This is a genomic window from Bradyrhizobium sp. CCBAU 25338 (assembly GCF_028128965.1).
Classification (GTDB): Bacteria; Pseudomonadota; Alphaproteobacteria; order Rhizobiales; family Xanthobacteraceae; genus Bradyrhizobium; species Bradyrhizobium liaoningense.
Genome location: NZ_LFKY01000002.1, coordinates 442461 through 454368, shown reverse-complemented (window position 1 = coordinate 454368; position 11908 = coordinate 442461). Strand labels below are relative to the sequence as shown.

Genomic DNA, 11908 nt, shown 5'->3' with positions numbered 1-11908 from the left:
TCAATTAATTGTTTGACGTTGGCAAGTATCTCGGCGTCTCAACCAACCATGACGATCCGGCTGCGCAGCATGGTCCGGGACGACCGGCCCAGCCGCCGGAGCAGCCGCGCCTCGGAATGGCGGGCCTGGGGCGGATAGCCGCCGATCCGGTCGTAATGATCACGCGCAATCAGGAGCCCCTGATCGCCGAGCGGACCCACGAGCTTGCGCGCCACGGCCCAGGCGACGTCGCGGAATGCGGTATTTACGTAAGGAGAGCGCGCATAGCGGAACACCGCCGCGCGATCCCGGCCACTGCTGGCGACCGCCTGGATGAACTGGGTGGTTTCCTCGATCCAGCCGGTTTCCAGCACGGCGCCTGCGGGCAGGAACATCAGCCAGGGCGATCGGGCCTGGAGCGCGCCGGCGGCGAGCGCGGCGCCTTGCGAGTGTCCCTCGAACGCGATGAAGCGGCAGCCTGCGACGTCGGCAACGCGTTCGATGACGCCATTGCGCGTGCGGTCGACCAGAAGGACCTCCCGGATGACGCCCGCGGCGGCGCCGGGGACCAGCGCGGCCAGGGTTGCGACCGCCGTCTGCTCGACACCTTCGGTCGGAATGATGACGCTCAGCATGATTGAGGCTTCAGTGTCTGCACTTCGGGAGAAGCGTAGCGTGGTACGATGTTGTCATAAACCCGTAGCGTTGCCGAGTGCAACTTTGCGGCGGCGCTTCGGCGTGCGATGGTAAACCGCAGCCAGTCATCGCGGCCAAATGGGTCACGCGCGGGCAGGTGATATTGCCGAATGTTTCGGCACGAGCTCATCCCGACGGTATTAACCCGAAGTTTCATGGCAACACTTCGCTGCGCGCGGTAGGCCTCTCGCAGACGAGGACGAAGCCTGCCAGATAAGGTCGAACGGAAAATGTGCGATCCTGGTGCCGGGGGAGGCCTCACATGAACGCCGATCAACTCGCCGCTGGCATGGCGCCAGCGTCGCCGAAGCAGGAGGCTGCGCCGACCTTGCGGATCCGGGCGCTGATGCTGGGCGACCGCATCAATGCGTCGGGGCTGGAGATCGGCACGCTGGTGTCCTCGACGCCGGCCGCCTTCCGCGTCCATGGCGGTCTTGCCGTGATCTTCCGCTACGGCGTCGTCGTGCTGATCGGGCTGCTTCCGTCCGAGGAGAAGGTCCTCATCGACAACCTGAAGTCACGCGTCACCGGAGAGCTCAGCCCGTTCGAGGAGGAGATCGCGCAGGCACAGCTCTGCCACGACGAAGCCGCAGAGGCGATCCAGCCGGGCGGGCCGATCTGCCTCGCCAAATTCTCCGACGACCGGCTGTTGCTGGTTGCCGATGCGCTCGCCAAGAGCACGTCGCTGGCGCGCGACGAGCGCCGCGTCGCCGCGGTCTTCGATGTGATCGAGCCCTTTGCGCGGGAGCTCGCCGAACGCGGCCGCACGCCGCGCCGGCGCAAGAGCATTCTGCAATTGATCGGCAATGCATTGCTGGTGCAGCAGCGCGTCGCCGGCCGCGTCGCGATCGCCGAGAAGCCCGACGTGCTCTGGGAGAAGCCCGAGCTCGACCGGCTCTATTCCCGTCTCGAAGACGAGTACGAGCTGAAGGAGCGTCTCGACACGCTCGAGCGCAAGCTCAGTGCGGTGTCGGAGACCGCCAACGCACTGACTGATATCATCGACACCCAGCGCTCGCTCCGCCTGGAGATTGCGGTCGTGGTGCTGATCGTGATCGAGGTCGCGATCGGCTGTTTTCAGATCCTGACCGGCACTCACTGAGGCGCGGCGGCGCGCCGGCCATGTTGGCCGGATTGCGCCTGCCACGTGGCGATCTCGGCAAGCTCGGCTTCGGGCCGTGTCCGGATCGTCTCGCAGCGTCCGAGATAGAGCTCTCCGGCGTCGCCCTCGATCGTCATCCACTCGCCTTCGGCAAAGCCGACTTGGCCGAGCTGAGCTCGCTTCGCGACGGGATCGATCTTCAACTCACGGCAGCCGACCACGCAGGGCTTGCCCATTTGCCGCGCCACCAAGGCCGCATGCGAGGTGCGCGCGCCGACCGATGTGACGATACCGGCAGCCAGCGCGAAGCCTGCGACGTCGGCGGTGCTGGTATCGGGACGCAGCAGGATGACCGGCTCGCCCGCCGCCGAGAGGCGCTGGGCGCTTTCGGACGAGAACGCCGCCCGTCCGATCCCGATGCCGCCGGAGGCGCCGATTCCGGTCGTCGCGGGCTTGCCGGAGGAAACCAGCCTGGTTTCGGTGAGCGAGGCGAGGTCGATCTCCGCAATCCGCTCCAAGGCCTCGTCCTTCGAAATCAGGCCTTCATGCACGAGGTCGATCGCGATCCTGGCGGCGGCCCGCGGCGTGCGCTTGGCGGTGCGGGTCTGGAGGATCCAGAGCCGGCCGTTCTCGACCGTGAACTCGACGTCTTGGACGTCGGCGAACGCGTGCTCGAGTCGCCTCAGGATATCGCCGAGCTCCGATTCGAGTTTCGGCAGCTCGCGGGCGATCGCCTCGGCCGTATCAGGTGTGCGTCTTCCGGAAACCACGTCTTCGCCCTGCGCATCGAGTACGAGGTCGATCATCGGGCGCCGCGCGCCCGTCGACGGATCGCGCGAGAATGCCACGCCCGCGCCGGAGGCAAGACCGCCATTGCCGAAGACCATCGCCTGCACGGTCACGGCGGTACCCTCGAGCGCTTCGAGGTGCTGGAGGCTGCGATAGGTCAGCGCACGCTCGCTCATCCAAGAGCGATAGACCGCCTGAGCCGCCGCCTCCAGTTGCGCGATGGCGTCCTCCAGCGGGGCATCGGCGCGATCCTCGACCAGCGCCTGCTCGCGGCTGGCGAGCCGCTCGAGCGCTTCGCTGTCGAGCTCACGGTCGCTGCCGACGTCTTCGGCTGCGACGAGTTCCGAGATGCAGGCGGCAAAGGCGGCCGGATCGAGCTCGAGCACGGTCTCGCCAAAGCTCTCCAGGAAACGGCGGCGGCAATCCCAGGCGAGCCGCGGCCGGCCGGTCGCACGGATCAGGCCGTGCACGGCATCGACCGTGCAGCCGACGTTGAGAACGGTGTCGAGCATGCCCGGCATCGATCGCGCCGCCCCCGAGCGCACCGACACCAGGAGCGGCTGCCGGCGGTCCCCGAAGCGCTTTCCGGTGGCGCTTTCCAGGAACGAGATTCCCTCCTTCAAGCCATCGCGCAGGTGTCGCGTGGCCTGCGCTTGGCCGGCAATGATGTCGGCGCAGAGCCTGACCGGTAGCACGAAGGCAGGCGGCACCGGCAGGCCCAGCGCCGCCATGCGGGCGAGATTGGCGGCCTTGGCGCCGATCTCTTCGGCGGGCCGCAATTCGGCGGCTTCAGCACCGATACGGACGATATGCATGGTGGCTTCCTCAAGCTGCGAGATCGATCATGATGTGACGGCGGAGCAGATGACCGAACGCGGCGAAGCGGTCGGTGGCGCGCTCGACGGCGCGGGCGAGCTCGATCACCGACAGCGAGGTCGCGACGTCGAAGCCGCCGCAGAAGACCAGTGCAGTGATCGCGCGTTCGCGGCTGTCGGCGGCGTGCTCGGCGTCGATCAGGCGGGTCACGGCGGAGAGCGCGTCCTCGGAATCGGTGCGCCGTCCCTCCGGCACGTCGATCGCAGCCGCGACACCGCTCGCGGCCACTTCGGTCGCGGTCTCTGCCACTGTGCAAAGCTCGACCAGCGATGCCAGCAGGGATGGATCGGTCCTTTCCGGCATCAGCGCCGCGATGAATGCGGCCTGCTCCAGCTCGTCGACGGCTTCTTCGGCGCGATCGATCAATTGTCCGATCAACGGGCGGGCATTGAGGCGGTCGACCTCGTTGCGGCTCTCGATCGCGATTCTGTCCGCCTTCTGCTCGATCGCGCCGCAGCGTTGCGTCAACAGCTTGCCATCGACGGGCTGGTTCGCGCGCAGCGCGGCAATATGGCGCGAGATCGCCGCGACGAGATCGTGGGCGAGGCCGATCTGACGCAGCACGGCTGCCAGCAGAGTCCCGTCGACGCGATCGAGGTGCCGCATCAGATCGGCTTCGATCTGGTCGCGCACCGTCCTGACCGAGCGGCCCGCAAGCAGTGCCTCGGTAGACGCGCGCAGAGATGCCTTCAGGAAATCGATTGCAGCGTTGCGGCCGAGCGCCTGGTCGAGCCGCTCGCCGAAGCCGATCCGTGTGGGGGCGGCGTTCCGGACAGCAGAGCCCAGCAGATCGTTGCCGCCGAGCTCGAGGAAGCCGCGATGGCCGATCCGCTGACGCGCAGCCCATTCGAGGATGCGTGCCGCGTCATCCTTGGCGACCCAGGTCCTGAGCAGTTTGCGCGCCTTGTTCCAGTCGATCAGGAAAACCAGTGCGGAACCGAGCGCGGCGAGGAATTCGTTGCGATCGGCGGCGTGGTCGGCCTGATGCTGCCCGGTGACGAGATAGAATGAATTGTCTTCGCCGAGGCCGGCTGCGGTATGACGATCAAGCCCGCTCCACGTCACCTCGAACGCGTCGAACAGCGAGATGAAGAACTTCGCCCGCGCCAGATGCACGTCGGTGTAGGTCACCGTGACCGCGTTCTTCTTCACGGCGATCACGACGACATGGGCGTCCGTGGTGCCGATGTCGTTCTGGATCAGCAGCCGGCCGCCGGCGCGTGTGGCCATGGTGTCGAGGCCTGGATGGTTGAACTTGAGACCCCGCGTCGCGTTCAGGCCCTTCATGAAGGCGACGACGGCCGGCCGGTCCTCGCTGTGCAGGCCGAAGACATGGGCGCCGTCGAGCGCTTCCTCCGAGCAGCTCGCCGCAAGCTGGTTGAGCTGCTTGTGCAGATCCATGACGAGGCGATGCAGGCTGTCGCTGCCTGCATCGGCGACGCCGGTCAGGCGCGAGATGCGGGACATCTCGATCTCGCCGGTGGCATCGAGCAGGCCGGCTGTGCGGATCACGTCGAGCCGTGCCTGCGCCCTTTCGCCTTCGCTCACCGCGCCGGCGCCGACGGCGCGGATCATGGTCGCTGCATCGTCCGCAATCTCCTGCATCAGCTTCCCAAGATCGGGGGCCGCGAGCCGGCCCTGTCCGATCAGATGCGCGCCGCCGATCAGCGCCGCGATCCCCGCGGGGGCGATGCCTGCAGTCTGGCTTTCGACGGCAAGGTCATTGGCGGGCCGGTCAGGCTCCTGCGCATGCCGGGCCGCCGCCTGCAGTGCGCTCATCCGCACCTTGATGCGGTCGTTGGCGGCGAGCCCTTCCGCCACCAGCGCGGGCAACAGGATGCTGCCTTGTCCGAGCTCTTCGATGATCTGGGTTTTCATGATCGGTCCGCAACCAGGATTGATGCGGTCTCTGTGCCGCTAAACCGCGGCGGCAGCATTGCGGCAGATCATTCATAAATGTGTCACGTGACGTGGCGCCCACGGATCAGAGCGGCGCAATGGCGCGCGATCGTCATCTCTTCATTGGTTGGAATGACGAAGATTTCGACGGCGCTGTCGCCGCCGTTGATACGCCCGCGCGCCGCGTCGTTGCTGGCGGCATCGATGCGCACGCCCATCCATGCGAGACGCTCGCCGATCGCGCCGCGGATCTCCTTGGCATGTTCGCCGATGCCGCCGGTGAAGACCAGGCAGTCCAGGCCGCCGAGCGTGGTCGCCATCATTGCGACAGCCTGCGCCGCACGGAAGGTGAAGAGATCGACCGCCTCTCGCGCAGCAATCTCGCCGCTCGCGAGCAGCATGCGCATGTCCGCGGAGGTGCCGGAGACGCCGAAGAGGCCCGACTCGTGATAGAGCAGGTGCTGGACCTCTTCGACCGACATGTTCTCGTGTTGCTGCAGATAGAGCAGCACGCCGGGATCGATCGTGCCGCAGCGCGTGCCCATCACGAGGCCGTCGAGCGGCGTCAGCCCCATCGTGGTGTCGATGCTGCGGCCATCGCGCAATGCGCAGAGGCTGGCGCCGTTGCCGAGATGCGCGATGACGGTGCGTCTGGTCGCAAGCTCCGGCGCGATCTCGGAAAGGCGTCCCGCGACATATTCGAAAGAGAGACCGTGAAAGCCATAGCGCCTGACGCCACGCGCCTCGAAGCGTCTGGGAATGGCGAAGCGGCTCGCCGGCGGCGCGAGGCCGTGGTGGAAGGCGGTGTCGAAACATGCGATCTGCGTCAGTTCGGGCCGGATCGCCGCGAACGTGCGGACCGGCGCAAGGCAGCGCGGCTGGTGCAACGGCGCCAATGGTGTCAATGCCTGCAGCTTCGCGGTGATGTCGTCCGTCAGCGCGACCGGGCCGGAATAATCCGGCCCGCCGTGAACGATGCGGTGACCGACGGCCCGCAGGCTGCGTTCGCCGAACCGGTCCTCGATGAAGCCGAGCACGTCGGCGAACAGATGGCCGCCGGCGGCGTCTGGCGCGTCCCTTCGTGTCTCGAACAGGTCTGCGCCCGCGGGGTCCTTCACCACGAGCCGGGGTCTTGCCTCGTGTTCGTCGAGCAGGCCCTTGCAGAGCAGGGAGGGCTCAGCCGCCGAGACGTCGAACAGGCCGAACTTGATGCTCGACGATCCCGAGTTGAGGACGAGGACCGTGTCCGGCATGGCTAGTCGCCGGCTTCGGCCGGCGTGTTGCCGCCAGCGCTGTTCGGCCAGACCCAGTCGCGGATCTCGGGCATGTCCTCGCCATGCTCGCGGATATAGCGGGAATGCTCGATCAGTTTGTCGCGGAACTGCTGCTTCACATGGGCGGCCTTGGTCGCCAGACCCGGCACGCGTTCGATCGCCTCGATCGCGAGATGGTAACGGTCGAGCCCGTTGAGCACGACCATGTCGAACGGCGTCGTCGTGGTGCCTTCCTCGGCAAAGCCGCGCACATGCATGCCGGCATGGTTGGTGCGGTTATAGGTCAGCCGGTGAATGAGATAGGGATAGCCGTGATAGGCGAAGATCACGGGCTTGTCCGACGTGAACAGGCCGTCGAAGTCGCGGCCGGAGAGGCCGTGCGGGTGCTGACCCCTGGGTTGCAGCGTCATGAGGTCGACGACGTTGACGACGCGGATCTTCAAGTCGGGCAGCGCCTTGCGCAAGAGGTCGACGGCGGCGAGCGTCTCCAGCGTCGGCACGTCGCCGGCGCAGGCCATCACCACGTCGGGTTCGCTCTTTCCATCCTCCGTTCCGGCCCAGGTCCAGATGCCGATCCCGGCATCGCAATGCGTCGCCGCGTCCCGCATCGAGAGCCATTGCGGCGCCGGCTGCTTGCCGGCGACGATGACGTTGATGCGGTTGTAGGTGCGCAGGCAGTGATCGGCGATCCACAGCAGTGTGTTGGCATCCGGCGGGAAATAGATGCGGACGATGTCTGCTTTCTTGTTGGCGACGAGATCGACGAAGCCGGGGTCTTGATGGCTGAAGCCGTTATGGTCCTGACGCCAGACATGCGAGGTCAGGAGATAATTGAGCGAGGCGATCGGGCGCCGCCACGGCAGCTCGCGCGTGACCTTCAGCCATTTGGCATGCTGGTTGAACATGGAATCCACGATGTGGATGAAGGCCTCGTAGCAGGAGAAGAAGCCGTGCCGCCCCGTGAGCAGATAACCCTCGAGCCAGCCCTGGCAGAGATGCTCGCTCAAGACCTCCATCACGCGACCGTCCTGGGCGAGGTGCACGTCGTAGGATTCGATCGGCTCCATCCAGACGCGTTCGGTGGCCTCGAACACGGCATCTAGCCGGTTCGACGCGGTCTCGTCCGGCCCCATGATGCGGAAATTGCGCTGTTGCGCGTTGAGGCGGATGACGTCGCGCAGGAATTTGCCGAGCTCGCGCGTCGCTTCGGCGACGGTGCCGCCGGGCTGCCGCACCTCGACCGCGAAGCTGCGGAAGTCGGGCAGCTTCAGCTCCTTTTTCAACAGGCCGCCATTGGCGTGAGGATTGGCGCCCATGCGCCTGACACCTTCAGGTGCGAGCGCCTGAAGCTCGGGAGCGAGCGCGCCGTTCGCGTCGAACAGTTTTTCCGGCTCGTAGCTGCGCATCCAGTCTTCGAGCACTTTCAGGTGCGCCGGATTTTCGCGGCAGCCGGCGACAGGCACTTGATGCGCGCGCCAAAAGCCCTCGACCTTCTTGCCGTCGACTTCCTTCGGGCCGGTCCAGCCCTTCGGGCTGCGCAGCACGATCATCGGCCAGCGCGGCCGCTCGACGCTTGTCCGCCCGTCGCGGGCGTGCTGTTGGATCGAGCGGATGCTGGCGAGTGCGACATCGAGCGCATCCGCCATGGCACGGTGCATCAATTTGGGATCATCGCCCGCGACGAACAGCGGCTCGTGGCCGTACCCGCGGAAGAGATCGCGGATCTCCGCATCTCCCATCCGTCCGAGCACGGTGGGATTTGCGATCTTGTAGCCGTTGAGATGCAGGATCGGCAGCACCGCGCCGTCATGCGCCGGGTTCAGGAACTTGTTCGAGTGCCAGGACGCGGCGAGAGGGCCGGTCTCGGCCTCGCCGTCGCCGACGACACAGGCGACGATCAAATCAGGATTGTCGAAGGCCGCGCCATAGGCGTGCACCAGCGCGTAGCCGAGCTCGCCGCCTTCGTGGATCGAGCCCGGCGTTTCCGGCGCCGCGTGGCTCGGAATGCCGCCGGGGAAGGAGAACTGCCTGAATAGCTTGCGCAATCCGTCCGCATCGCGCGCGATGTCGGGATAGATCTCGCTGTAGCTGCCTTCGAGATAGGTGTTGGCGACCATGCCGGGGCCGCCATGGCCGGGCCCGCAGACATAGATGATGTTGAGGTCCAGCGCGCGGATCACGCGATTGAGATGGGCATAGATGAAGTTCAGGCCGGGCGTGGTGCCCCAATGGCCGAGCAAACGCGGCTTGATATGCTCGGGCCGCAACGGCTCGCGCAGCAACGGATTGTCGAGCAGGTAGATCTGCCCGACCGAGAGGTAGTTGGCGGCGCGCCAATAGCGATCGAGCAGATCGAGGTCGCCGGTCGCGACGGCCGTTCTTTGTTGAATCGTCATGTTCCTTCGGCTTTCACCCAGCGATCGTCACCAACTTTGTTCCGGCACGATCGATCCCTGTGTGGGATCAAACGAAATCGTCGTGTGGGATCAAACGAAATCGTCGTGACAGGCGTATTGCGTGAGGTCAAAGCCGCGCGCTCGAAATTTGGGCGGCTACTTTGCATGGGGTTGTTTTCACGTTTTTTGTTTGTGTTCTTGATTTGTTCCTTTTGCGTGCTATCTTGATTGCATGAGTCCAGCATCCTCTCATGCTCTCAAGCACCCGCCGGTCACGGCGCCCTCCGAGCCGGCGGGTGCGCCTTCAGATTTCCCCGAGCTTGGCGTCGCCATCGATCGCGCGCGAAGGCGAGGGCGGGGCGCGCAATCCAATGCCAGCGGCCGTTACGAGGCCGAGGCGCGCGTCGCTTTCGATGACGGCTGGCAGAGCCTGGAAGAGCTGCCGCCGTTCAAGACCAGTGTCGGTGTCGACACCTCGCGCAAGGTGATCACCCGCAACGATTCCCCAGACATCGGCTTCGACCGCTCGATCAATCCCTATCGCGGCTGCGAACACGGCTGCGTCTACTGCTTCGCGCGACCGACGCATGCCTATCTCGGTTTGTCGCCAGGCCTGGATTTCGAGTCGAAGCTGTTCGTGAAGCCCGAGGCGCCGGCGCTGCTCGAGAAGGAGCTCGCCGCCACCGGCTACGAACCCAGGATGATCGCGATCGGCACCAACACCGATCCCTACCAGCCGATCGAGCGCGAGCGAAAGATCATGCGCGGAATCCTCGAGGTGCTGGAACGCGCCAGCCATCCGGTCGGCATCGTCACCAAATCCGCGCTGGTGGTGCGCGACATCGACATTCTGGCGCGGATGGCCAAGCGCAACCTCGCCAAGGTCGCGATTTCGGTCACCTCGCTCGATCCCAAGCTCGCGCGCACCATGGAGCCGCGGGCTTCGACGCCGCCGAAGCGGCTGGAGGCGCTGAAGCTGCTCTCGGATGCGGGCATTCCGACCACGGTGATGGTCGCGCCCGTGATCCCCGCGCTGAACGATTCCGAGATCGAGCGCATCCTCGATGCCGCCGCCCATGCCGGCGTCAAGGAAGCCTCCTATGTGCTGCTGCGGCTGCCGTTGGAGGTCCGCGATCTCTTCCGTGAATGGCTGATGGCGAACTATCCGGACCGCTATCGCCACGTCTTCACCCTGATTCGCGACATGCGCGGCGGGCGCGACTACGATGCGAAATGGGGCGAGCGGATGAAGGGCACCGGCCCGATGGCCTGGACCATCGGCCGCCGCTTCGAGATCGCCTGCGACAGGCTCGGCCTCAACAAGCGGCGCTCCAAGCTGACCACGGATCACTTTGCGCGGCCGAAGCGGAACGGCGATCAGCTCAGCCTGTTCTGATGGGGAAGGTGAAAGAGGCATGGCATGAGTCAGGAATTGGCGGCTCCGGTGCCGAGGCTCACCGTCGTCACGCTTGGCGTGGGCGACATCCGCGCCAGCATCGCCTTTTACGATGCACTCGGCTTCTCGCGCCGGCTGAAGGCAACCGACGAGGCCGTCGCCTTCTACGATACCGGCGGTCCGGTGCTCGCCCTGTATCCGTGGGATCAGCTCGCGGCAGACGCGACCTTGCAGGACGCGCCGAGGCCATCGACCTTTCGCGGCATGACGCTCGCCTGGAACTGCCGGACGCGTGAGGAGGTCGATGCGGTGCTGGCCTTCGCCATCGGGAAGGGGGCCGGCCTGCTGAGGGCGGCGCACGAGACCGACTACGGCGGCTATTCCGGCTATTTCACCGACCCCGACGGCCATCCTTGGGAGGTCGTGGTCGCGCCCGGTATCGAGGTGGGCGGGGACCGCCGGGTGCATCTGGCGGATTAGAACGGCCGTCTGAATAACGGGAATTATCCTGGGTTCCCGGTTGCGCTGGCGAAGCCCCTTGCGCACGATCCCGGCCATGATTCGGGACAAGTCCGCCAAGAACCCAGCCAAAGACGCGCCAAAAAAGGAGGCTGCGAAGAAGGCTGCGCCTGCCAACGAGGCCAAAGCGCCTCCGGCCAAGGCTCCGAAGGTTCCTGCCGGCAGGAAAGGCATCATTGCCATTGCTCCTCCTAGCTTCCGCCGCGAGCGCGCGCTGATCAAGCGCGGCGTCTGGCCTGTTGCCGGGTGCGACGAGGCCGGCCGCGGCCCGCTGGCCGGTCCCGTGGTGGCAGCGGCTGTGATTCTCGATCCCGATCGCATCCCGCGCGGTATCGATGATTCCAAGCGGCTGACTGCCGAGGAGCGCGAGAAGCTGTTCGACAAGATCTGCGCCACCGCGCAGGTCTCGGTCGCCGTCGCCTCGCCCTCGCGGATCGACCGCGACAACATCCTGCGTGCCTCGCTGTGGGCACTGAAGCGCGCCGTGGTGGCACTGCCGGAGGCGCCCAGGCACGTCTTCGTCGACGGCCGCGACCGGCTCGACACCGAATGCGATTGCGAGGCGGTGATCGGCGGCGACGGTATCGTGCTGTCGATCGCCGCGGCATCCATCGTCGCCAAGGTGACGCGTGATCGGCTGATGTGCGCGCTGGCCCAGGACTGCCCCGGCTACGGCTTCGAGCAGCACAAGGGCTACGCCGTCCCCGACCATATCGAGGCGCTCGACCGCCTCGGCCCCTCCGTCCACCACCGCCGCTTCTTCGCCCCGGTCGCCGCCGCCCGCGCCAAGCATATGCCCTGGACCGCCGAGCCGGTGCAGGATCTTTTCGCGGTGACAGAGGTCGAGGTGCAAGTGGACGCGGCCGTCGAGATCGACGTCTCGGCAAATCTCTAAATCGACCCCACAGCTCTACCACCCGTCATGGCCGGGCTTGACCCGGCCATCCACGCCTTACGCACCGTCCGAAGAACGTGGATGCCC

Annotated in this window: 9 protein-coding genes; 4 read left to right on the top strand and 5 right to left on the bottom strand. The window is 66.1% G+C overall.

Annotated elements, in window-relative coordinates:
• Positions 1 to 38 precede the first annotated feature (38 nt).
• Positions 39 to 614, bottom strand: a complete 576-nt coding sequence (locus ACM42_RS03560; protein ID WP_194389198.1) for a glycosyl transferase — start codon at positions 612 to 614, stop codon at positions 39 to 41.
• Between the two features lie 323 nt (positions 615 to 937).
• On the opposite strand from ACM42_RS03560, the gene ACM42_RS03555 reads away from it, so the two are divergent.
• Positions 938 to 1777: an RMD1 family protein gene (locus ACM42_RS03555; RefSeq protein ID WP_271526623.1), complete on the top strand. Its 840-nt coding sequence runs from the start codon at positions 938 to 940 to the stop codon at positions 1775 to 1777.
• On the opposite strand, the gene ACM42_RS03550 is transcribed toward ACM42_RS03555, so the two are convergent.
• The 4 genes from ACM42_RS03550 to ACM42_RS03535 form a co-directional block, all read right to left on the bottom strand.
• Positions 1771 to 3381, bottom strand: a complete 1611-nt coding sequence (locus ACM42_RS03550) for a PEP/pyruvate-binding domain-containing protein (protein WP_271526622.1) — start codon at positions 3379 to 3381, stop codon at positions 1771 to 1773. The genes ACM42_RS03555 and ACM42_RS03550 overlap by 7 nt on opposite strands.
• Positions 3382 to 3391: 10 nt before the next feature.
• On the bottom strand, positions 3392 to 5320 hold the full coding sequence (locus ACM42_RS03545) for a hypothetical protein (protein ID WP_271526621.1): 1929 nt from the start codon (positions 5318 to 5320) through the stop codon (positions 3392 to 3394).
• An 83-nt stretch (positions 5321 to 5403) separates the two neighbouring features.
• Positions 5404 to 6594 carry an acetate/propionate family kinase gene (locus ACM42_RS03540; RefSeq protein ID WP_271526620.1) on the bottom strand — a complete coding sequence of 397 codons (1191 nt, stop codon included), beginning with the start codon at positions 6592 to 6594 and terminating at the stop codon, positions 5404 to 5406.
• A gap of 2 nt (positions 6595 to 6596) precedes the next feature.
• The gene (locus tag ACM42_RS03535; RefSeq protein ID WP_271526619.1) at positions 6597 to 9011 is read right to left on the bottom strand and encodes a phosphoketolase family protein; all 2415 of its coding nucleotides are present in this window, start codon (positions 9009 to 9011) and stop codon (positions 6597 to 6599) included.
• A 232-nt stretch (positions 9012 to 9243) separates the two neighbouring features.
• Between ACM42_RS03535 and ACM42_RS03530 the strand changes: the two genes are divergently transcribed.
• The 3 genes from ACM42_RS03530 to ACM42_RS03520 all read left to right on the top strand — a co-directional run bounded on the left by ACM42_RS03530 (position 9244) and on the right by ACM42_RS03520 (position 11821).
• Complete coding sequence (locus tag ACM42_RS03530) at positions 9244 to 10407, top strand: PA0069 family radical SAM protein (RefSeq protein WP_271526618.1); 1164 nt, start codon at positions 9244 to 9246, stop codon at positions 10405 to 10407.
• 24 nt (positions 10408 to 10431) lie between these two features.
• A complete protein-coding gene (locus tag ACM42_RS03525; protein WP_271526617.1) occupies positions 10432 to 10887 on the top strand; it encodes a VOC family protein in 456 nt (151 codons plus the stop codon).
• A gap of 76 nt (positions 10888 to 10963) precedes the next feature.
• Positions 10964 to 11821 carry a ribonuclease HII gene (locus ACM42_RS03520; RefSeq protein WP_271526616.1) on the top strand — a complete coding sequence of 286 codons (858 nt, stop codon included), beginning with the start codon at positions 10964 to 10966 and terminating at the stop codon, positions 11819 to 11821.
• Positions 11822 to 11908 lie beyond the last annotated feature (87 nt).

Excerpts from the sequence above, each read along its gene's own strand:
- ACM42_RS03560 (WP_194389198.1), bottom strand. The coding sequence starts at position 614 with ATGCTGAGCGTCATCATTCCGACCGAAGGTGTCGAGCAGACGGCGGTC.
- ACM42_RS03555 (WP_271526623.1), top strand. The coding sequence starts at position 938 with ATGAACGCCGATCAACTCGCCGCTGGCATGGCGCCAGCGTCGCCGAAG.
- ACM42_RS03550 (WP_271526622.1), bottom strand. The coding sequence starts at position 3,381 with ATGCATATCGTCCGTATCGGTGCTGAAGCCGCCGAATTGCGGCCCGCC.
- ACM42_RS03545 (WP_271526621.1), bottom strand. The coding sequence starts at position 5,320 with ATGAAAACCCAGATCATCGAAGAGCTCGGACAAGGCAGCATCCTGTTG.
- ACM42_RS03540 (WP_271526620.1), bottom strand. The coding sequence starts at position 6,594 with ATGCCGGACACGGTCCTCGTCCTCAACTCGGGATCGTCGAGCATCAAG.
- ACM42_RS03535 (WP_271526619.1), bottom strand. The coding sequence starts at position 9,011 with ATGACGATTCAACAAAGAACGGCCGTCGCGACCGGCGACCTCGATCTG.
- ACM42_RS03530 (WP_271526618.1), top strand. The coding sequence starts at position 9,244 with ATGAGTCCAGCATCCTCTCATGCTCTCAAGCACCCGCCGGTCACGGCG.
- ACM42_RS03525 (WP_271526617.1), top strand. The coding sequence starts at position 10,432 with ATGAGTCAGGAATTGGCGGCTCCGGTGCCGAGGCTCACCGTCGTCACG.
- ACM42_RS03520 (WP_271526616.1), top strand. The coding sequence starts at position 10,964 with ATGATTCGGGACAAGTCCGCCAAGAACCCAGCCAAAGACGCGCCAAAA.